19 protein-coding genes are annotated in these 20,127 nt (G+C 67.9%); 6 read left to right on the top strand and 13 right to left on the bottom strand.

The features are described 5' to 3' along the window. Positions 1-36: 36 nt before the first annotated feature. Positions 37-879 (bottom strand): crotonase/enoyl-CoA hydratase family protein, encoded by an 843-nt coding sequence (locus KB201_RS14230; protein WP_058253511.1) that lies wholly within the window; start codon positions 877-879, stop codon positions 37-39. Between the two features lie 110 nt (positions 880-989). Between KB201_RS14230 and KB201_RS14225 the strand changes: the two genes are divergently transcribed. Continuing rightward, a complete protein-coding gene (locus KB201_RS14225; RefSeq protein ID WP_211539513.1) occupies positions 990-1,649 on the top strand; it encodes a PaaI family thioesterase in 660 nt (219 codons plus the stop codon). Between the two features lie 56 nt (positions 1,650-1,705). Here the strand turns inward: KB201_RS14225 and KB201_RS14220 are convergent, their stop codons facing one another. The 5 genes from KB201_RS14220 to KB201_RS14200 all read right to left on the bottom strand — a co-directional run bounded on the left by KB201_RS14220 (position 1,706) and on the right by KB201_RS14200 (position 6,858). Continuing rightward, positions 1,706-2,260, bottom strand: a complete 555-nt coding sequence (locus KB201_RS14220) for a dihydrofolate reductase family protein (RefSeq protein ID WP_211539512.1) — start codon at positions 2,258-2,260, stop codon at positions 1,706-1,708. Beyond that, positions 2,260-3,198 carry an AraC family transcriptional regulator gene (locus KB201_RS14215; RefSeq protein ID WP_211539511.1) on the bottom strand — a complete coding sequence of 313 codons (939 nt, stop codon included), beginning with the start codon at positions 3,196-3,198 and terminating at the stop codon, positions 2,260-2,262. Before KB201_RS14215 ends, KB201_RS14220 begins: the two co-directional genes overlap by 1 nt. Positions 3,199-3,267: 69 nt before the next feature. After that, positions 3,268-5,022 (bottom strand): alpha/beta-hydrolase family protein, encoded by a 1,755-nt coding sequence (locus KB201_RS14210; protein WP_211539510.1) that lies wholly within the window; start codon positions 5,020-5,022, stop codon positions 3,268-3,270. Between the two features lie 103 nt (positions 5,023-5,125). Continuing rightward, the gene (locus KB201_RS14205; RefSeq protein WP_055475417.1) at positions 5,126-5,938 is read right to left on the bottom strand and encodes an ABC transporter permease; all 813 of its coding nucleotides are present in this window, start codon (positions 5,936-5,938) and stop codon (positions 5,126-5,128) included. Continuing rightward, positions 5,935-6,858 carry an ABC transporter ATP-binding protein gene (locus KB201_RS14200; protein WP_055475418.1) on the bottom strand — a complete coding sequence of 308 codons (924 nt, stop codon included), beginning with the start codon at positions 6,856-6,858 and terminating at the stop codon, positions 5,935-5,937. Before KB201_RS14200 ends, KB201_RS14205 begins: the two co-directional genes overlap by 4 nt. 151 nt (positions 6,859-7,009) lie before the next feature. Between KB201_RS14200 and KB201_RS14195 the strand changes: the two genes are divergently transcribed. Together KB201_RS14195 and KB201_RS14190 are read left to right on the top strand one after the other, a co-directional pair. Then, entirely contained in the window at positions 7,010-8,143 is a 1,134-nt protein-coding gene (locus tag KB201_RS14195; RefSeq protein WP_231742633.1) for a sensor histidine kinase, read from the top strand. Beyond that, a complete protein-coding gene (locus KB201_RS14190) occupies positions 8,140-8,790 on the top strand; it encodes a response regulator transcription factor (protein ID WP_078114038.1) in 651 nt (216 codons plus the stop codon). The genes KB201_RS14195 and KB201_RS14190 overlap by 4 nt, the downstream gene beginning before the upstream one ends. Before the next feature lie 271 nt (positions 8,791-9,061). On the opposite strand, the gene KB201_RS14185 is transcribed toward KB201_RS14190, so the two are convergent. After that, a complete protein-coding gene (locus tag KB201_RS14185; RefSeq protein WP_078114039.1) occupies positions 9,062-10,147 on the bottom strand; it encodes a diacylglycerol kinase in 1,086 nt (361 codons plus the stop codon). A 134-nt stretch (positions 10,148-10,281) separates the two neighbouring features. Here KB201_RS14185 and KB201_RS14180 point away from each other — a divergent pair, with 134 nt between their 5' ends. Beyond that, the gene (locus tag KB201_RS14180) at positions 10,282-11,016 is read left to right on the top strand and encodes a glucose 1-dehydrogenase (RefSeq protein WP_055475422.1); all 735 of its coding nucleotides are present in this window, start codon (positions 10,282-10,284) and stop codon (positions 11,014-11,016) included. Here the strand turns inward: KB201_RS14180 and KB201_RS14175 are convergent. Continuing rightward, positions 10,991-12,004, bottom strand: coding sequence for a bile acid:sodium symporter (locus KB201_RS14175; RefSeq protein WP_176455980.1), 1,014 nt, complete (start codon positions 12,002-12,004; stop codon positions 10,991-10,993). The two genes, KB201_RS14180 and KB201_RS14175, sit on opposite strands and share 26 nt — an antisense overlap. A gap of 25 nt (positions 12,005-12,029) precedes the next feature. On the opposite strand from KB201_RS14175, the gene KB201_RS14170 reads away from it, so the two are divergent. Next, positions 12,030-12,740, top strand: a complete 711-nt coding sequence (locus KB201_RS14170; protein WP_078114053.1) for a CPBP family intramembrane glutamic endopeptidase — start codon at positions 12,030-12,032, stop codon at positions 12,738-12,740. 199 nt (positions 12,741-12,939) lie between these two features. On the opposite strand, the gene upp is transcribed toward KB201_RS14170, so the two are convergent. The 5 genes from upp to KB201_RS14145 form a co-directional block, all read right to left on the bottom strand. After that, a complete protein-coding gene (upp, locus tag KB201_RS14165) occupies positions 12,940-13,569 on the bottom strand; it encodes a uracil phosphoribosyltransferase (RefSeq protein ID WP_078114040.1) in 630 nt (209 codons plus the stop codon). Positions 13,570-13,594: 25 nt separating this feature from the next. Further along, the gene (locus tag KB201_RS14160) at positions 13,595-14,839 is read right to left on the bottom strand and encodes a URC4/urg3 family protein (protein ID WP_078114041.1); all 1,245 of its coding nucleotides are present in this window, start codon (positions 14,837-14,839) and stop codon (positions 13,595-13,597) included. After that, on the bottom strand, positions 14,839-16,086 hold the full coding sequence (locus KB201_RS14155; RefSeq protein WP_058253522.1) for a GTP cyclohydrolase II: 1,248 nt from the start codon (positions 16,084-16,086) through the stop codon (positions 14,839-14,841). Before KB201_RS14155 ends, KB201_RS14160 begins: the two co-directional genes overlap by 1 nt. Before the next feature lie 168 nt (positions 16,087-16,254). Then, positions 16,255-18,498, bottom strand: coding sequence for a catalase/peroxidase HPI (katG, locus tag KB201_RS14150; RefSeq protein ID WP_211539509.1), 2,244 nt, complete (start codon positions 18,496-18,498; stop codon positions 16,255-16,257). An 82-nt stretch (positions 18,499-18,580) separates the two neighbouring features. Then, complete coding sequence (locus tag KB201_RS14145) at positions 18,581-19,039, bottom strand: Fur family transcriptional regulator (RefSeq protein WP_058253521.1); 459 nt, start codon at positions 19,037-19,039, stop codon at positions 18,581-18,583. 127 nt (positions 19,040-19,166) lie between these two features. Between KB201_RS14145 and KB201_RS14140 the strand changes: the two genes are divergently transcribed. After that, positions 19,167-20,084 (top strand): hypothetical protein, encoded by a 918-nt coding sequence (locus KB201_RS14140; protein ID WP_211539551.1) that lies wholly within the window; start codon positions 19,167-19,169, stop codon positions 20,082-20,084. Positions 20,085-20,127: the final 43 nt, after the last annotated feature.

Raw genomic sequence — 20,127 nt, 5'->3', positions numbered from 1 at the left:
CTTGCTCGTGGGGAGCGGGAGAGCCGCCCCACCGGCTCAGCGACCCTTGAACTCGGGTTTGCGCTTCTCGAAGACGGCGGTGATGGCCTCGGTGAGGTCCTCGCTGGGCAGGAACGCGGAGTTCCACGCGGCGACGTAGCGGAGGCTGTCGTGGACGGCGGCGCTGCGCGAATGGTCGAGAACGGACTTGATGCCGTGGACCACGAGCGGCGGGTTGTCGGCGATCTCGCGGGCGGTCGAGCGGGCGAGCTCGAGCACGGCGGTCTGATCGTCGGCGACGTCGTTGACCAGACCGATCTTCTCGGCGCGGGCGGCGTCGATGTCCTTGCCGGTCAGCGCCAGCTCCCGCATGTGACCGTCGCCGATGATGAACGGCAGGCGCGCGAGTGTGCCCACATCGGCGACCATCCCGACCTTCACCTCACGCACGCTGAACTTGGCGTCGGCGCTGGCGTAGCGCACATCGGCCGCGCAGATCAGGTCCACACCGCCACCGATGCACCAGCCGGACACGGCTGCGACCACCGGCTTGCGACAGTCGGCGACCGCGGTGATGCCGGCCTGGAGTGTGCGGAGCGAGTCGAGGAATTCGGTGCGCGGCGCCGCTTTCGCGTCCCCGGCGAGGACGGCCGACAGCGTCCCGCCCATCGCGACGAGGTCGAGGCCGTAGGAGAAGTTCTTGCCCGACCCTGTCAGCACCACCGCGCGCACTTCCGGATCGGTGTCGAGGTGCCCGAACAGCTCCGGGAGTTCCTGCCAGAAGTCCGGTCCCATGGCATTACCCTTGCCCGGGCCGATGAGGGTGACTTCGGCGATGTGGTCGGACACGGTGACGTCGAACGCGGTCCAGGCGCGGTCGTTCCAGGCGTGGTCTGTCATGCGAGGGAGCCTACTCGGCGGTCAGAATCGGCCGTGTCCGGATCCGCCGACGGCAACCGACGGCGACCGGCCGGGGCGAGAGCGGTGCGTCGACCCTGTTAGATGGGCACATGAGCGGATACATCCAGGAGGACATCGACCCGGAGGAACTCGCGCACCGGACCGAACTCGCGTCCGCGATCGCGGGCAGCGTCCGGGACTTGATCGATGCGACGGTGCGCACCGAGGTCGGTGAGACAGACATCGCAGAGGCGAGGCGGCTCATCGCCGCCGCCACCGAGATCCTCCGGAAGGACCAGCTGCCGGGCCCGTTCGGCATCCGATTCAACTCCGACGGCACCAAACGGTCCTGGGGCAATGCCGTTCTGGGGCGGCGGAACCCGATCGCACCGCCGGTCGAGCTCCATCACGAATCCGAGTACAGCTGGCTCGAGGTCGCACTCGGTCCCCAGTACGAGGGTCCGGCCGGACTCGTCCACGGCGGCGTGCTCGCGCTCGTCTTCGACCAGCTGCTGGGCTCGACCGCGGAGTTCCAGGGTGTGCCCGGGATGACCGGCACCCTCACCGTCCGGTATCGGCAAGGTACGCCGCTCGGGGTGATCCGCGGCGAGGCGCGCGTCGATCGGGTCGAGGGTGTGAAGACGTTCGTCACAGGGACGATCTCGGTCGACGGCCAGCTCACGGCCGAGTCCGAGGGGATCTTCATCCTGCCGCGGTGGGCTCGCGGTGAGGTGCCCGACGCCATGCGGAACTCGGTCGGCGAGGGCTGACGCCCCGCCACCGCCGACAGACCCCCGACGCGGCCGGCCCGTCGCCCGATGACTGGTCAGACCTCCGCGTGAGTCGACCGCGGCCCGACAGGCGAGTAGCGCGCACACAGGAACGCGCCGTTGCGTGCGAAGTCCTGCAACTCGAAGTCGTAGGCGCGCGGGAAGAGTGGTCGGCCCGACCCCAAGGTGACGGGCGCGATCGACACGATGACGTCGTCGAGCATTCCGGCTTCGGCGAACTGCGCGGCGAGGTCGCCGCCGCCCACGACCCAGACGTGGCGGTCGCCCGCTGCGTCGACCAGACGGTCACGGAGGTCTGCGGGGCCCCCGGCGACCACCGAGATGGTGTCCGACACCGGCGTCAGTGACTGATGGGTGAAGACGAACGTCGGTATGTCGTAGGGCCACGGCTTCCCGTCGGAGACCTCGTGGTCGAGGATCCACCGGTAGGTCGTCGCGCCCATCACGGCGACACCGACCTGCCGGAAGAAGTCGTCGTAGTTCATCGGCCCGCCCTCCTCGAGCGGCTGGCTGAGCAGCCAGTCGAGGTTGTCCCGGTCGTCGGCGAGGAAGCCGTCGAGGGTCGTTGCCGTGTAGTAGCGGAATGCCATCAGAATCCTCCGGAGTGTTTGCGGTGCCACATGATCGGGTCGGGATCGAGAGTCGGGGCGGTGACGTCGACGCCGGAGTCCCGCAGCATCCAGCGGGCGACGAGCCGACGATGTGCGGAGAACGTCAACACGTGCGCGACGATCTGGGAGAGCAGGAACGATTCGGGTGGGTCGCACAAGGCGTCGATCACACGGTCCTGCCACGCGCCGCGTCGGTCGATGTCACGGATCAGGGCGAGCCAGCGCGGTGCAATGTCGCGATGCAACTCGATGAGGTCGGTCAGTTGGGTCGGTGCGGCCGGCGGCAGGTCGGCTCCCTCGATCGTCGACAACCAGGGGAGTTTGTCGCCGACGAGATGGGAAATGACCTCTGCGAGAGAATCTTCCGGTCCACTCCAGGACAGCAGCTGGTTACCCGCGAGACGCGGCGCGGTCCACGACGCGGCGTCGAGCCCCTTCGCGGCGTCGAGGAGCGCCTCGATGTCGTCGAGGTCGTGGCGAATCATGAGCATCACCACATTGCCCGCATCCTCGGTCGTGGGTGAGCCGCTGTCGACGTACAGCGCAGTGGGCGAGTGGAAGTGGATGCCGTTCGGCGCCGGCAGCCAGTGGCTGTGCTCTCCCACCGCACCCATGCGGCCGGGACTGTGTCCGAAGGCGCGGCTGAAAGCACGCGAGAAGCCGTCGACGGACGAGTACCCGGACTCGAAGGCCACGTCGGTCACCGACTGTCCCCGCTGGAGGAGCCACGCCGCACGTTCGAGGAGGACGCGGCGCCGCAGGGCCACCGGTGCCTCGCCGGCACCGCGCCGGACCTGCCGGGTGAAGTGGAACGGCGACGCGTAGGCGCCCGAGGCCATGTCGTCGAGCGAGGTGTTGTCCTCGGACAGCACCGCGTCGAGAAGCTGCCGGAGACGGTCACGGTCGGTAGAGGTCACCCTCTGAGTATGGAACCGCGAAAGCCGTTCCCACCCGACCGAAATTGCTCCACCGGGCGGCGGTGCCGATCAGTCCCTCGTCAGCAGGGGGATCAGACGTTCGGTCTTGGCCTCGGTCCAGCCCGGCGGCCGCAGGATCTTGGCCCAGGCTGCCGGGATCGCGGACATGTAGTTGTGTCCGTGGCCGTCGGGGACTCCGACTGACACCGCCATGTCGGCGCTGACCTGCAAGAAGGTCACGAACGGGATCCACCGCATCGCCGACAGCACGTCGCGTCCGGGTTCCTCCTCGAGCCAGTCCGGCTCGCGGAGGATCAGTCGCGGGTTCCACCACGAGATCGGATCGGAGGCGTGCTGCAGATACACCGCGCGACCCGACGGCGACGTCCACTCGGTGGTCGGCTTGTCGAGGTCGGGTGCGTCGGCGATGAATCGGACCTGTCGTCCGTCGTCGTAGGTGGGCAACACTTCCGGCGTCCCGTCGTCGCGTGACCCGGTCGTGTCCACCCACAGTTTGTTGTTGAAGGTCGGTCCGCTGAACAACGCACCGTCGGTTCGCGCGCTCAGCGCCGGGATGGTCCCGAACGCCGACTCGGCCGCGAACGAGCCGAGGCTCTCGCCGAAGACGACGAGCTTGGGGCGTTGGGCCTCAGGTACCTCGCGCACCCGTTCCGAGACCGCCTCGAAGAGCGCCTGCCCGGCCTGCCGCGCGCGTTCCTTGTCGACGAGGAACGACAACCAGCTCGGCAGGTACGAGTACTGCATGCTCACCGTCGCCGTGTCGCCGTTGTACATGTACTCGAGCGAGTCCACCGTCGCCTGGTTGATCCACCCGGTGCCGGTGGTGGAGGCGACCGCGATGAGTTTGCGCTGCAACCCGCCGGCGCGGACGAGTTCCTCTGCGGCGAGTTCGGCATTGGCACGCAGATCTGTACCCGAGCCGAGCCCGACGTAGGCGCGGATCGGTTCCATGGCGGGGGACCCGTTGAACGCGCTCAGCTCTTCCACGGTGGGCGACACCGAGATGAAGATCCGGCCTTGACGCCCGAGCGAATCCCAGGTCACCAGCGAGCCCGGACCGCCCGAGCGCTGCGGGGTGGTCGGCGGACTGGAGTCCGCGGTCGTCTCGTCGTTGACCGCGGCGAACGACGAGTTCAGCGCCTGCATACCGTAGTTGGCGACGACGCCGTTGAGGACCAGCACCGTGATGATGATCGCGATGGTCGCCGCGGCGAAGGCCGAGATACGCGGCGGCGCCACGCGATTGAGTTTCCGGACGAGCCACTTCACCCCGTCGCCCCACGCCTGCCCGATGGTCATCAGCAGGGCGAAGACCACCACGGCGATGAGCAGGATCTGCGGGTAGGCCGTCCAGGACAGGAGGTCGACCCCCATCATCGTCCGGACCTGGTCCTGCCACCGCTGGAACGCGACCAGCATGACGACGGTGCCCGCGATCGCGGCCAGGCCCAGCGCCGCCCAGAGTCGGCGCATCGGCGCGGGCCAGGGTTCCTCCCGGGAGATCATGTAACGGATCAGCCAGGACACCAGCACACCGAGGCCGTACCCGACCGCGGCCGAGGCCCCGCTCACGATGCCCTGGAACAGCGGCCCGCGCGGCAGGAGCGACGGCGTCACCGACAGCCACAGAAAGACGAGCGCGACCGTCAACCCGACGCAGGAATACCGGTGGAGCCGCCGCCGCCACCACCACGACGGCTTCTGTCGTTCTGCCGGGCCGGTGGCGCCGGACTGCTCCGGAACCGATGCTTCGTCCGGTTCCGGAGCGGCAGGTGGTTGCGAGGTGGGCGTGGTCGATGACACGTGGGTTCCTCTTTTCTCGAGAACCCGGCAACCGTAACACCGATCGCGGTGTGGCAGCGGCGCTTACGGCGACCGTGACCGTGGTGCCATCCAGCGGCGTCCGTTACTTGACCTCGGACCGCAGAATCCGTAGCACCCCGAACGCCAGGGGCAGCCCGATCCAGATCACTGCCGAGACGAGCATCCTCGCCCATTCGCCCCCGGTCGCCCAGTCGCCCTCTTGAAAGGGCACGTTCGTCAGGCCGGTGTCCACCCACTGGCCGAGATTGTCCTTGAACCACGGGACCAGCTGGCTGACCACGGTCAGAGCGGTGGGCAGCGCGAAGTAGGCGACAATCGCGCCCGGGGTGTTCAGGATCAGGGCGGCGAAGCCGAAACCGAGCAGCAAGCCGAAGGTCTGCGAGACAAACGAATTCACGAACCCGGCGAGCGTGAGGTCCCAGGAGCCGGCGGGATCGGGGAACGCCAGACCGGCGATTCCGTTGCCGATGACGCCGAGGATGAGCGCGACCGCGACCGCCGCGACGGCGGTGAGGAGCGCCGCCACCAGCTTCGCTCCGACGACGCGCTGCCGTCGGGGTTCGAGGGTGAATGTCGTCAGCGCGGTGCGTTGGCTCCATTCCCCGGTCACGAGCAGGATCGCGAGGATGGGCAGGATGATGGCGGTCGGGATGTTCATCATCCCGAAGAACTGTCCGAGGTTGAGGTTCTCGGGGCTGTTGCGGTTCGCGATGAGCATCGCGATCACGACGATCGCCGCGATGACTCCGATCGAGGCGGTCAGCCAGAAACCCGCACGCGTGTCGACGAGCTTGCGCAGTTCGACGCGGACGAGTCGGGAGAACGGGATTCCGGGGCGCTCGACGTCGATCACGTCGGTGTGCGGCACGGGGGTGCCGAAGTCGGCGAGGGTCATCGAGCTGCTCCTTCGAGTGTGGTGTGTTCACGCTGGGTGTCCGCGGTCAGCTGCAGGAACATCGCCTCGAGCTGGGCGCCGTCCGCGGGCCGCAGCTCGGTGAGGACGACGCCGACGGCGGCCGCGGCGCGGCCCACGTCGATGGGGTCGGCGTCGACATCGAGTCCGCCGGAGGCGTTGCGCTGCACGGTGATCCCGGCTGCGTTCAGCGCCTCGCCGAGGGTCGCGTCGTCGAGTGATCGGACGCGTGTCCCGGCGCCGGCGAGCAGTTCGTCTTTGGTGCCCTGGGCCACGATCCGGCCGTTGCCGATCACGACGATGTCGTCGGCGACGATCTCGATCTCGTGCAACAGGTGCGACGACAGCAGCACCGTGCCACCGCGATCGGCGTACCCGCGCAGCAGGGTTCGCATCCAGTGGATGCCCGCCGGGTCCAGTCCGTTGGCCGGTTCGTCGAGGATCAGGATCTTCGGGTCCCCGAGCAGGGCTGCGGCGATACCGAGACGCTGGCGCATGCCGAGGGAGTAGTTGCGCACTCGTCGCCCTGCCTCCTCCGGGGTGAGGCTGACCAGCTCAAGCATCTCGTCGACGCGGTCGTGGCCGATGCCCATGGTCATCGCCGACAGTCGCAGGACCTCCGCGCCCGTCCGGCCGGCGTGCTGAGCCGAGGCGTCCAGGAGGATGCCGACCTGCGTGCCGGGATTCGGGATGGACCGGTAGTCGACGCCGTAGAGTTGCGCCACCCCCGACGTCGGCGGCGTCAGCCCGGCGATGATCCGCATCGTCGTCGACTTCCCGGCGCCGTTGGGGCCCAGGAATCCGGTCACCTGCCCGGGGCGGCAGGTGAACGACACGTCGTCGACTGCGACGTAGTCGCCGTAGCGCTTCGTCAGATTCTTCACTGTGATCATGTCGTCCATCGTGTCGTTCCCGCACGGCGTGCACATCGGACCTCCGGACAGCGTCGTATCGACCGAAAGTCGTAGGGGACGACACCCATCGGGAGGACGCGGGCACCACCGGCGCCCGACTACGGTGACGGTTGTGCGTCCTGAGCAGTACCAACCACCGATGACGTGGGCCGGCCGATTGTGGCGGCTCGCGGTGATGCTCTGCGTCTCGGCCGGCACCTTCGCCACCCGTGCGTCGTACCTGTGGGACGAGGCCCGGTGGTGGTTCGTCGCCGACCTCGCACTCGGGGTGCTCTCCTACATCGTCATCTGGTGGCGCCGAAGCCATCCCGTACCGGTCACGACGTTCACGAACATCGTGACCATCGTGTCGTCGTCGTCTCTCGGACCGGGCATTCTCGCCATGGTGTCCCTGTCGACCCGGCGTCGGTGGCGCGAGATCATCCCGCAGGCGGTGTTGTCCGTTGTCGCGGGGATCATCGCCCTCGCCTTCTTCGCCACTCCGACCGAGGCGAACGATCCCGTCATCATCAGTTACTCGGTCACGGTGGTCGCGACGGCGGCGATGGTCGCGTGGGGTCTCTACATCGGTTCGCGGCGTGAGCTTCTCGCCAGCTGGCAGGCGCGCGCGCTGGCCTCCGAGGCCGAACAGCAGGCGAAGGTGATGCAGGCGCGTTCGCTCGAACGGGCGCGGATCGCACGCGAGATGCACGACATCCTCGCGCATCGGATCTCGGCGATGAGCATGTACGCGGGCGCATTGGCCTACCGTTCGGACCTGTCCGGAGAGCAGATCCGCGAGACGGCGCAGACCATCCAGGAGACCTCGCACCTGGCGTTGACCGAGCTGCGGGAGGTGCTCGGGGTTCTGCGGGAGGGGCCCGGCGACGCCGCGCCCGAGGAACCGCAAGGGGTTCCGGACCTGGCCGCGCTGATCGAGGAGGCGCGCCGGCTGGGGATGCGTGTGGACAGCCGATGCGACATCGATGTGAATTCGCTGGGCCCGGCGATCTCACGCACGCTGTATCGGTGTGTGCAGGAGGCCTTGACCAATGCGCGGCGTCATGCGCCGAGCGCGCCGGTGACCATGCACATCCGGGGCGGACCCGAGCACGGTGTGGATCTGCTCGTCGAGAATCCGCTACCGCTGACAGCGGGTTCGATCGGTCCCACACCAGGATTCGGACTCGTCGGCCTGGCCGAGCGGGTCGGGTTGCACGGCGGCAGGCAGTCGGTGACCGTGAGCGAGGACAAACGGTTCCTGTTGCATGTCTGGTTACCGTGGCAGTCATGACCGCCCGCATCATGATCGTCGACGACGACCCCCTCGTCCGTTCCGGACTCCGGCTCCTCCTCGGCGGTGATGCCGGCCTCGACATCGTCGCCGAGGCGGGCAACGGGCAGGAGGCCCTCGACACCTATGCCACGGCGCCCGTGGATCTCGTCCTCATGGATCTGCGGATGCCGGTGCTCGACGGGATCGCGGCCACCGGCCGCTTCAAGGCACTGGTCTCGCCACCCGCGATCATCGTGCTCACGACCTTCGACGCCGACGACTACGTGGTCCGCGCACTCGCGATGGGTGCCGACGGATTCCTGCTCAAGGACACGCCACCCGACGACATCGTCGCGGCCATCCACCAGGTGCTCGACGGTCGACCTGCCCTGAGTCCCTCGGTGACCGCCGCGTTGATCAAGCAGGTCGTCACCAGCGGCGGTCACCGGACCTCGTCCGCCGTCGAACGTGTCGACCGACTCACCGCACGCGAGCGTGATGTGGCCGTCGAGCTCGCCCGCGGGGCGTCGAACGCCGAGATCGCCGAACGGCTCTACATGAGTCTTGCGACGGTCAAGGCGCACATCTCGCACATCTTCACCAAACTCGACGCGGGCAACCGGGTCCAGGTCGCGATCCTGATGCACGACGCCGGGATGGTGTGAGTGCTCAGTATCTGCGGCCTGGCGGCCGTCGTGGACTATGGAAGAACCCGTTGTGCTCGGCGCGAGCGCAATCACTGCTCCCTGAGGAGGCCGGAGCTTGCGGAGGCCGTCACGAAGGGTCCTGGTGAGTCGGGTTGCGGAGACCCTTCGTGACGCGCCCTCCGCAAGCTCCGGGCGCTCCTCAGGGAGCAGGGGGCAGGGCGTTGTTTCGGATTAGGGAGCAGGGGTTATGCGGTTCTTCCGGACTCGCACTGCCGAGTGGTCGAGCCGCCTACCTGCCGGTTGAGCCTGTCGAAACCCCCGGGCCCGTCACCAGCGGAAGGTCGAGTGTGGTGCGAAGTCCCGCGGGCCCGTCGACCACCGCGGGGATGGCGTTCACGATCCGGCCGGCCGCGGCGACGATGGCGGCGTGGTTGTGGTCACCCTTGCGGCTCGTCGGCATGATGTCGACGGTGTACGACGGTTCGCCGGTGATCTCGACGCGGTAGCACCCGCCGGGCTGAGCCGGCTGCGCCCAGTCCGGCCGCAGGTCACCTCGAAGCCGCGTCACGTGCTCGATGACGATCACGGGTTCGCCGGCCACCTTGCCGATGATCTCGAAACGCACGGCCGCGCGGGTGCCCGCAGCGATGTGACCGGCCGCGATGTCGAAATCCTCCGGCGCAGGCTCGCTTTCGGAGATCTCCTCGATGTCGTCGACGGTGACGCCGAGACCGGCGGCCAGTTGCCGGATCGTCGTGCCCCATGCCAACCCCAGTACCCCCGGCAGGAACAGCATGGGGGTCTCGTCGAGCGGTTTGCCGAAGCCCATGACGTCGAACATGACGGTCGCCCCGTCATAGGTCGCGTAGTCGGCGATCTCCATGCAGCGCACCTGCTCGATGTGCTGGCAGGTGCCCGCGAAGACGAACGGGATGAGGTCGTTGGCGAAACCGGGATCGACCCCGGTCACGAACAGGCTGGCGCCGCTGCCCGCGGTGGTCTCGTCGATCTTGGCGATCGCCTTCGCGGGCATCACGTCCCAGGGGTACTGGAGCGTGTTCGGGGAGGACCCGACGACGTCGATCCCGGCGGCGAGGATGCGCACCACATCGTCGAAGGCCTCGACGGGACGCGTGTCACCCATGGCGCAGTACACGACACAATCCGGCTTCGTCGCGATCACCTCGTCGAGGTCGCCCACCGCCAGGACTCCGGTGGGTGTCTCCAGCCCGGCGAGCGTCGCGGCGTCGACACCGACCTTTTCGGGAGTGGACACGCAGACGGCCACGAGTTCGAACCGCGGGTCCTCGATCAGCTGGGTGAGGCACAACCGGCCGACGTTGCCGGTTCCGACAAGAGCTACCCGGAGGGACATGGCGTGGAACTCCTTGTGGTCGATCGGCGCCGGTGGGCGTGGTGTACACCTGTCCGGACGTTTGTCTGTTCAGTAGACCATTTTCCGGTGGAACCTGTTCTATTTTCGCGCTCGTCGCGGTAGCGTTGCCGCCCATGGGACGCGTAGACGACAAAGTTGCAGTGATCACCGGTGGTTCGCGGGGCATGGGCGCCGAGCACGCCCGGGCCCTCGTCGCCGAGGGGGCGAAGGTGGTGATCGGCGACATCCTCGACGACGAGGGCAAGGCGCTGGCCGCCGAACTGGGGGACGCGGCGCGCTACGTCCACCTCGATGTCACCTCGCCCGAGGACTGGCAGACGACGGTGTCCACCGCGGTAGACGAGTTCGGCAAGGTCAACGTCCTGGTGAACAATGCCGGCATCGTGAACGGTTCGACGATCCAGAAGTTCCGGCTGGACAAGTGGAAGCAGATCCTGGACGTGAACCTGACGGGCACGTTCCTCGGAATCCAGGCGGTCGCGGACCTGATGATCGACGCCGGCGGTGGCTCGATCATCAACGTCTCGTCGGTGGAGGGCCTGCGCGGAAGTCCCTGGGCGCACGGCTATGTCGCGAGCAAGTGGGGCGTGCGTGGTCTGGCGAAATCGGTTGCGCTCGAACTGGCTCCGCACAACGTGCGGGTGAACTCCATCCACCCGGGTCTCATCCGGACGCCGATGACCGAGGGGATCCCCGACGACATGGTGACCGTGCCGATGGGCCGGGCCGCGGAGTCACGCGAGGTGTCGACCTTCGTGGTGTTCCTGGCCAGCGACGAGTCCTCGTACGCGACCGGTGCCGAGTTCGTGATGGACGGCGGCCTCAGCGCCGACGTGCCACACAAGTGAACGCCCACACCAGGACGACCATCCCGATCAGTTCGACGAGTGTCTGCGTGATCACCGTCGCCGCGGCCAGTTCCGCCCCGACCGGCAGCGCCAGCGCGAGTGGCAGGACGACGAGCGAGTTGCGGGTGGCTCCGGAGAAGACGACCGCCGTCGACGGCTCCGGGGCCAGGCGGAACATGTGTGCCACCGCGACACCGGCCGCCACCATGATCGCGAGGAACGCGGCGTAGACCGGGATCACCCCGGCGATGTCGGCAAAACGCGAACCGACCAGAGGTACCTGGGAACTCACGGCGACGAAGAGTACGGCCACCATGAGCGGGACCATCGTCATCGTGGCGCCGACCGAGGCTCGACGACCCGCCTCGGATCGTTCCGCCCACGCCTGGGTGAGCCACGCCAGTGCCAGCGGGCAGAGGATGAGGACAGCGAACGCCCAGAGGAACGGCTCCGGCTCGATCACCGACCGTCCGTCACCGAGCAGCAGCACCAGATACAGCGGTGTCAGCAGCATCTGGGCGAGGAGCAGCAGCGGCGTCGCGGCAAGGAGTCGTCGGGCGTCCCCGCCGCCGAGCCCGGCGAACACGACGACGTAGTCGACGCACGGACACAGCAGCACCAGTAGCGCGCCGAGACGGATCGCGTCGTCGGCGGGCAGCGCTGAGGACAACACGGCCACCACAAGAGGCGCCACGACGAAGTTCAGGAACAGCACCGCGACAAGGAACCGTCGGTCACGCAGCGATTCCAGGAGATCGGACCGGCGGATCTGCAGAAAGGTGACATAGAGCAGCGCGGCGAGCAGCGGCGTGATCGCGGACTCGAGGCCCTCGGCGGGACCGGGTGCGGCCATTCCCGCACACAGTCCGGCGACTATCGCGCCGAGGTAGAGGGCGACCTGGTGACGTTCGAGGCGGTCGACGACGGTCGCGGGTCTTGGCACCGAATCATTCTGCGACACCGCGGCCGCGTTCACCGACACCGCCATGGCGCGGTACGGCAGACTCGACCGGGTGATCACCCCGTCCCGGCGCACCGACGTCGCGCTGCTGGTCGTGGTGATCGTGTTCCTCGTCGCGGTGAACATCGGTGCGCATCTCGCGGACGGCCCGCTGTCGGTGGCGATCGTCCCGGTTGCCGCCGTCGTGGCCGTGGGCATCGCCCGCCTCGCCGGCCTCGGCTGGCGGGACCTCGGCCTGAGCCGTGCGGAACTGCGCGCCGGCATCCCGGTCGCCGTGGCCGCGGTCCTCGTGGTCGCGGCTGTGGTCTCGACAGCGGTCGCGATCCCGGCGACGCGTGAGTTCTTCCTGTCCGACCGCTATGACGATACCTCCGAGGCCCTCCTGGCGGCGTTCGTGATCATTCCGCTGCAGACCGTTCTCCCGGAGGAGGTCTTGTTCCGCGGTGTGCTGCAAGGGGTTCTGGGCCGGTTGTTCGCCCCGTTGACGACGCTGGTCGTCGGTGCGATCGCCTTCGGTCTGTGGCACATCCTGTCCTCGACCGGTCTCACCGCGGGCAACGAAGGCCTGAGCGGCGTGCTGGGTGCCGGGACGGTTGCACAGATCGCCGGCATCGCAGGTGCGGTCGTGGCAACCGGGGCCGCGGGTTTCGTGCTCGGGTGGTTGCGGCAACGCACCACGAGCCTCCTCGCACCGATCGCCTTGCACTGGGCACTGAACGCCACCGGGGCGATCGGTGCCGCGGTGGCCTGGCAGGTGTCGTAGACCGAACACCGCTGGTATGCGCGCAGCAGCACCACGAACCATGCTCCCTAATCCGAAAGAAGCCCATAACCCCTGCTCCCTGAGGTGTGAGGAGCGCAAGCGACGAGCCTCGAAGGGCCTGGTGAGACGTGTTGCTACACCCTTCGTGGCTCGCTTCGCTCGCACCTCAGGGAGCAGGGTTCCTTCCTGCTCCTCGAGATCACGCGGTCCCGAAGATGCGATCGCCGGCGTCACCGAGTCCGGGGCGGATGAAGCCGTTGTCGTCGAGTTCGCGGTCGACCGCCGCGGTGAAAATCGGCACGTCGGGGTGTGAGCGATGCAGGACCTCGATGCCCTCCGGGCAGGCGAGCAGGCAGACGAACTTGATGGACTTCGGACCGTACTCCTTGATCCGGTCGATCGCGGCGACCGCCGAATGCCCGGTCGCCAGAAGCGGATCTACGATCACGACATCACGCTCGGACAGCTCCGACGGCATCTTGAAGTAGTACTCGACGACGACCATGGTCTTCGGGTCGCGGTAGAGGCCGATGTGTCCGACGCGCGCGCCGGGAACCACGGTCAGCATGCCGTCGGCGATACCGGCGCCGGCCCGCAGGACAGCGGCGAACACCAGCTTCTTGCCGTCGATGACCCGGGCGGTGGTGGTCTCGAGCGGCGTGTCGATGGCGATCTCGTGCATCGGGATGTCACGCAGGACGTCGTACGCCATCAGGATCGAGATCTCGTCGAGCAGACGGCGGAAGTCGTTGGTCGACGTCTCCTTGCGACGCATCAGGGTCAGTTTGTGTTGGACCAGCGGATGGTCGATGACGGCGACGCTGCCCATGAGTTCCTCTCGGTCGGTGGTCGGCTCAGAAAACGGTGCCGGTACTGCGTATCGTCAACGGCGGCAACCCATCGCGAAGTCGGCTCGCGAGCACGCGGCCGGCCGCCCACGTGCCACCCTCGAGCACGCAGGCCAAGGGCATCGAGGCCGCATCGGCGTCGAGGCGATCGCGTACGAGGTCGGCGATCTCGTCGAGAAGGGCGACGGTGAGCGCCCGCCATTCGACGACGAGCTCGTCGCCGACCTCCCACTCCCGGTCCGCCCAGGTCTCGTCACGCAGCGCGAGCACACCCGAGTCGAGGAGAAGGCCACCGTTGCGGTATTCGGGGAGGCCGGTCAGCTCGTCGAGTCCGGTCACCTGGACACCGGCCCAGCGAAACGGTTCGAGAAGCGAATAGGTCAGCCACTGGGACAGTTTGTGGAACGGCACCCAGCCGGCCGTGAGGCCCGTGCCGACGACGGCGTCGTGATGCCAGCAGTCGCCCAGTGGGTGGGTGTCGATCGTGTTGTCCGACGGCCAGATAGGGCCAAGATACTCAAGGACCCCTCTCAGGATGTCGACCGCGGGCACCTCCGCACGACCACCGCGGGTGAGGTGATCGAACAGGCCGCCCGGCCGGGCGTCTGGTCCGAAGATCTCGGGGCGGTTCGACAACACCTCGCCCAGGCGGCGCAGGAGATCGACCCGCCCGGGCAGGCCTGTGAGCGGGTTGTCGGGACCCACCTGGAAGGCCGCGCCGAGAGTGTCCGCCGTGACGCGGCCCAGACCGGTGGCGTCGACCCGCAGGGGATCGGCCGGGTCGCTCGAGAACACCCCCTCGCAGAACGCCACCCAGCTCGCGACGCCGAGCCCCTCGGACCGGGTGAGAACCAGGTCGCTCGACCGTTCCCGAAACGACCACTCGGGTCCCGCGCCGGCATCGAGGAGGACGCTGACCAGCACGACGTCGATGAGCGCGCGGGTTCGCTCCGCCGAGCCGGCCGGGGGCAAGGCGGCGTCGAGAGCGCCGAGGCGGTCGATACCGCCTGCCTCGAAATGTCGCCACCTGCTGTGAAAAGGGATGTCTCCGTCGGGATATCGCAACCGAGTCGTTTCCACGACGATGTCAGCTGCCGCGTCCCGCGCATCGTCGTGGACGATGAACCACGACGATTCGCCGGCCCGCGCCCGTTCGAGGAGTTGTCGCGACCGGCTCCGGACGGTGGCGGTGGAGCGCAGCAGCCGGGCGGCCTGTGAGGCGGAGAGTTCCACCTCTGGTGCTCCGGTCATCACAACCCCCGGCCCTTGACCTGACGCAGCTGTTCGGCATCGGGCACGGGTCCGGGCGTGAAGTAACCGGCAGCCATTTTCGCGTCGATCTCGACGCGGGCGTCGGCGGGGATCAGTTCGTCGGGGATATTGACCCGTTCGCCGACCTCGATACCCGAGCCGGTGATGGCGTCGTACTTCATGTTCGACATCGACACCAGGTGATGGATCCTGGTGATCCCGAACCAGTGCAGGACGTCGGGCATGAGCTCCTGGAACCGCATGTCCTGTACGCCCGCAACGCATTCGGTGCGGGCGAAGTACTGGTCCGCGGTGTCACCGCCGAGTTGGCGTTTACGGGCGTTGTACACCAGGAACTTGGTGACCTCGCCGAGGGCGCGTCCCTCTTTGCGGGAGTAGGCGACCAAGCCGACGCCGCCGCGCTGGGTGCCGCGGATGCACTCCTCGATTGCATGCGTCAGATATGGGCGGCACGTACAGATGTCGGAGCCGAACACGTCGGAGCCGTTGCACTCGTCGTGCACCCGTGCGGTGAGTTCCACCGAGGGGTCGGCGAGGTCGCGGGCGTTGCCGAAGATGTAGACCGTCTGCCCGCCGATCGGCGGGAGGAACACCTCGAGATCCGACCGCGTGACGAGTTCGGGATACATGCCGCCGGTCTCCTCGAACAACACCCGGCGCAGCTCGGCCTCGGAGCAGCCGAACCGCTCGGCGACGCCGGGAAGATGCCACACCGGTTCCACGGCCGCCTTGGTGACCAGAGCCGCGCCACTCGGCAGCAGAACCTCACCGTCGGGGACCAGACGGCCCTTCTCGATCGCCTCGGCGATCTCGGGAAGGATGACGTGCGCCTTGGTCACCGCGATGGTCGGCCGGATGTCGTAACCGCGAGCGATCTCGTCGGGGAAACTCTCGGCGACTGTCGCACCCCAAGGATCCAGCGAGACGATCGCGCGCGGATCGCCCCACTGTGGATACGGTCCGATGTGGTCGGTGGGCGAGGTGTTGGTGAGATCGGCTCGGTGCTCTCGTGCAAGGGCGCCGGCGGCGACGGCCAGTGCGCGATAGACGCTGTAGGAGCCGCTGTGGGTACCGATGACATTGCGATGCGCACGTGTGCCCGTCGTCCCGATGACGGGACCGCGTTCCGCCGCGGTGGCCGCCCCCCAGTGGATGGGCGGAGCGTCGACCCCGCCGCTGTGTGAGGTCAGTCGGATATGGCCCAGGGACCTGTGTTCGCCGGACATCGTCGTCGTCCTCACCTTCGTCTCGAGGCGGTCACCCGCCACGGAGGGAAAGCGCCAGCATAGTTCCGGAAGTCCCTGTGCGCCGGGTGATGCGAAACGCCACGGCGGCGGCACCCCACGAAGGGTGCCGCCGCCGCATCTGATCGGTTCGACGATGAACCGATTTGCTCAGAGTTCGAACCGGTCCAGGTTCATCACCTTGTCCCAGGCCGCGACGAAGTCGTTCACGAACTTCTCCGCTGCGTCGTCGGCTGCGTAGACCTCGGCCAGGGCGCGCAACTGTGAGTTCGACGTGAACGCCAGATCGGCGCGAGTGCCGGTGCAGGTCTGCTCGCCGGTGGCGCGATCGCGCCCGACGTACAGGTTCTCGTCTTCCGACGCCGACCAGGCTGTCGACATGTCCAGCAGATTCACGAAGAAGTCGTTCGTGAGGACGCCGGGACGGTCGGTCAGGACGCCGGCCGCCGAGCCGCCGAAGTTGTTGCCCAGCACCCGGAGGCCACCCACCAGCACCGTCATCTCGGGGGCGCTGAGGGTCAGCAGCGATGCCTTGTCGACGAGGGTGAACTCGGCCGGAAGGCCACTGGTCTTGCCGACGTAGTTGCGGAACCCGTCGGCGGTGGGCTCGAGATGTGCCATCGAATCGGCGTCCGTCTCGTCCTGGGTGGCGTCGGTACGTCCAGGGGTGAACGGTACCGTGATCTCGACTCCGGCATCCCGCGCCGCCTTCTCGACTGCTGCCGTGCCGCCGAGGACCACGAGGTCGGCGAAGGAGACCTTCGCGCCGGCCTCGCCGGTGAACGCACCCTGGATGCCTTCGAGGGTGCGGATCACGGTGGCCAACTCGTCGGGCTCGTTGACCTCCCAGGATGCCTGCGGCTGCAGGCGGATCCGGCCGCCGTTGGCGCCGCCGCGCTTGTCGCTGCCACGGAAGCTCGACGCCGCCGCCCACGCGGTCTTCACGAGTTGCGCCACAGTCAGTCCCGAGTCGAGGAGCGTCGCCTTCAAGGCTGCCACGTCGGCATCGGTGACAAGTGGGCCCTCGTGCGCCGGGACATTGTCCTGCCACAGGTACGTCTCGGTCGGAACAAGCGGACCCCGATACCGGACGGCGGGTCCCATGTCGCGGTGCAGGAGCTTGAACCAGGCCTTGGCGAACTCGTGCGCCAGTTCCTCGGGGTGATCGAGCCACCGCCGGGTGATCTTCTCGAAACCGGGGTCGTAGCGCATCGCGAGGTCGGTGGTCAGCATCGACGGGTGGGTCTTCTCGTCGCCGAATGCCGTGGGGACGGTACCGGTCCCGGCGCCGTCCTTCGGACGCCACTGGTTGGCTCCGGCCGGACTCTTGTAGAGCTCCCACTCGTAGCCGTAGAGAGTCTCGAGGAAAGCGTTGTCCCAGCGGGTCGGGGTCGGATTCCAGATCACCTCGAGGCCGCTGGTGATCGTGTCCGCGCCCTTGCCGGAGCCGTGCGAGCTGGTCCAGCCGAGACCGGCGTCCTCGACGGCGGCGGCCTCGGGTTCGGGACCCACCAGGCCGGCGTCACCGGCGCCGTGGGTCTTGCCGAAGGTGTGGCCCCCGACGATCAGAGCCGCGGTCTCGACGTCGTTCATCGCCATCCGCGCGAACGTCTCGCGGATGTCGACCGCGGACGCGAGGATGTCCGGATTGCCGTTCGGTCCTTCCGGATTCACATAGATGAGCCCCATTTGCACTGCCGCAAGCGGTGTCTCGAGTTCGCGGTCGCCCGAGTACCGCTGATCGGCCAGCCACTCGAGTTCGGGGCCCCAGTACACCTCGTCGGGCTCCCACTCGTCCACGCGCCCGAAGGCGAAGCCGGCGGTGGTGAACCCCATCGACTCCAGGGCGACGTTCCCGGCGAAGACCAGGAGGTCGGCCCAGGACAATGCCGTGCCGTACTTCTTCTTGATCGGCCACAGTAGGCGGCGCGCCTTGTCCAGGTTGGCGTTGTCCGGCCAGCTGTTGAGCGGGGCGAATCGCTGCATCCCGGCTCCGGCACCACCGCGTCCGTCCTGCACCCGGTAGGTACCCGCGGCATGCCAGGACATGCGGACGAACAGGCCTCCGTAATGGCCGAAGTCGGCGGGCCACCAGTCCTGCGAATCGGTCATCAGGGCGGTCAGGTCGGCGCGTAACGCCTCGACGTCGAGATCCGCGAGGGCCGAGTCGTAGTCGAAGTCGGCGTCCATCGGATTCGCGACGTCCGGATTGTGCTGAAGCACCTTGAGATTCAGCTGGTTCGGCCACCAGTCGCGGTTGCCGCCGCCCTGGGTGGGCGGCGTGAGCCGACCGTGCGCGACCGGGCAACCGCCCGCGGCGGGCTCGGTGTTCGCCTCGGCAATGGGGGGATGTTCCTTCGCGTCGCGGACGGGCTCGTGGTCTTGCTGCGCCATGCGGGGTTTCCTTTCGGGCACGGTGAGAACTGCGATCGCCGGGTCGGTGATCGCAGGGGAGGGAGGCGTCGTGGTCGGGGGTCTATCGGTCGGGGCCGGCGCCCGGAGCGGGTCGGTTGGGTTCGGGGATGCAGTCGGGGCAATGACCCCAATAGATGACCTCGGCTTCGTCGATGACGAAACCCCGGTCGTCGGACGGGGTCAGGCACGGGGCCTCGCCGACTGCGCAGTCGACGTCCCCGATGGATCCGCATGTACGGCATATCACGTGGTGATGGTTGTCCCCGACGCGTGACTCATATCGAGACACGTGGCCGGACGGCTGGATGCGTCGCACCAGACCGGCCGAAGTCAGTACGCCCAGAACGTCGTACACCGTTTGCTGCGAGACCTCCGGCAACCGTTCGCGAGCGGTTCGGAGGACCTCGTCGGTGTCCGCATGAGGATGTGCTCGGACGGCTTGCATGACCGCGACGCGCGGGCGGGTCACCCGCAGTCCGGCGGCGCGCAGGTGCCGGGCGCAGTCCTCGTCGGTGAGCATGGTGACCATCGTGCAGTCTTATCTGGAATGATTCAAGTTAAGAAGGCGAAGTGAGGTGGCCGTCACGGGCGCCGTCGTAGTATCTGCTCATGCGGACAGCGACGCCGACCACCGCTCGGGCAGCCCTATGACCCCGTACGACGAGATCGTCGACGAGCTGTACGGTCTGGCGCCGGCGGCGTTCGTGACACGCCGGAACGAACTCGCTCGAGAGATCAAAGCGGACGGCGACCGTGACCTGGCGGGGCGGATCGCGAAGTTGCGGCGGCCCACGCAAGCTGCGTGGGCCGTCAATCAGTGGGTTCGCGCGCACCCCGACGACAGCGCCCTCATCGCTGGGTTGGCGTCGGATTTGACTGCGGCCCAGCGCCGCTCGGCTGTAGACAAGATGAAGACGTTGTCGCGACGCCGTCAGGATCTGATCAACGAGTCGGTGACCGCGGTCGCCGCCACGGCCGCAGATCTGCGAGTGACGCTGGGAGACAGTACCATTCGCGAGGTCACGCAGACATTGCGAGCCGCGGTGGCCGACCCGGAAGTGCTCGAGCAGGTGTTGCGGGGAAACCTCACCGCATCCGCCGAATACAGCGGCTTCGGGCCCGCCGGCGTGTTCGTCGTCCCGGAGCCGTTGCAGGAACCAGTCGCGGACGAGTCCGAGGCAAGCGGCGCGGACGCAGACGGTGCCGACGAAGAGGGTGCCGACAGGGATGACGCCGACGACTCGGACCACACAGCGTCTGACGAAGCGGAGCGTCGTCGACAAGACCTCGAAGCCCGACTGGCCGAGGCCGAGACAGGGGAGCGAACGGCCCGATCCGACCTCGACGCCGCCTCCCGAACTGTGGACGGGGCTTCGTCGGAGGTCGACGAGATCGTCCGGCGGGCTCAGGAGTTGCGGGCCGAGCTGGCTCGTTGCGAAGAATCGCTGCGGTTCGCGCGGCAACGACTCTCGACTGCGGAACAGGGCCGGGCCGAGGCGCGGATCGCGCTCCGTGAAGCCGTCGCGGCCACCAATGAGATCCGCTCGGCGCTCGCCGAGCTGTGAGCCGACGAAGGGGTCGAACCCGAAGTCTCCACCATGGTTGCCC

The sequence above is a fragment of the Gordonia sp. SCSIO 19800 genome, assembly GCF_018132775.1.
Classification (GTDB): Bacteria; Actinomycetota; Actinomycetes; order Mycobacteriales; family Mycobacteriaceae; genus Gordonia; species Gordonia hongkongensis.
This window is presented reverse-complemented; position numbering and strand designations above follow the sequence as displayed.

Coding starts and splice junctions, on each gene's coding strand:
- KB201_RS14180 (WP_055475422.1), top strand. CDS start 10,282: ATGGGACGCGTAGACGACAAAGTTGCAGTGATCACCGGTGGTTCGCGG.
- KB201_RS14175 (WP_176455980.1), bottom strand. CDS start 12,004: ATGGCGGTGTCGGTGAACGCGGCCGCGGTGTCGCAGAATGATTCGGTG.
- KB201_RS14225 (WP_211539513.1), top strand. CDS start 990: ATGAGCGGATACATCCAGGAGGACATCGACCCGGAGGAACTCGCGCAC.
- KB201_RS14230 (WP_058253511.1), bottom strand. CDS start 879: ATGACAGACCACGCCTGGAACGACCGCGCCTGGACCGCGTTCGACGTC.
- KB201_RS14200 (WP_055475418.1), bottom strand. CDS start 6,858: ATGGACGACATGATCACAGTGAAGAATCTGACGAAGCGCTACGGCGAC.
- KB201_RS14160 (WP_078114041.1), bottom strand. CDS start 14,839: ATGACCGGAGCACCAGAGGTGGAACTCTCCGCCTCACAGGCCGCCCGG.
- KB201_RS14185 (WP_078114039.1), bottom strand. CDS start 10,147: ATGTCCCTCCGGGTAGCTCTTGTCGGAACCGGCAACGTCGGCCGGTTG.
- KB201_RS14220 (WP_211539512.1), bottom strand. CDS start 2,260: ATGGCATTCCGCTACTACACGGCAACGACCCTCGACGGCTTCCTCGCC.
- KB201_RS14205 (WP_055475417.1), bottom strand. CDS start 5,938: ATGACCCTCGCCGACTTCGGCACCCCCGTGCCGCACACCGACGTGATC.
- upp (WP_078114040.1), bottom strand. CDS start 13,569: ATGGGCAGCGTCGCCGTCATCGACCATCCGCTGGTCCAACACAAACTG.
- KB201_RS14195 (WP_231742633.1), top strand. CDS start 7,010: ATGACGTGGGCCGGCCGATTGTGGCGGCTCGCGGTGATGCTCTGCGTC.
- katG (WP_211539509.1), bottom strand. CDS start 18,498: ATGGCGCAGCAAGACCACGAGCCCGTCCGCGACGCGAAGGAACATCCC.
- KB201_RS14145 (WP_058253521.1), bottom strand. CDS start 19,039: ATGCTCACCGACGAGGACTGCGCCCGGCACCTGCGCGCCGCCGGACTG.
- KB201_RS14140 (WP_211539551.1), top strand. CDS start 19,167: ATGACCCCGTACGACGAGATCGTCGACGAGCTGTACGGTCTGGCGCCG.
- KB201_RS14155 (WP_058253522.1), bottom strand. CDS start 16,086: ATGTCCGGCGAACACAGGTCCCTGGGCCATATCCGACTGACCTCACAC.
- KB201_RS14190 (WP_078114038.1), top strand. CDS start 8,140: ATGACCGCCCGCATCATGATCGTCGACGACGACCCCCTCGTCCGTTCC.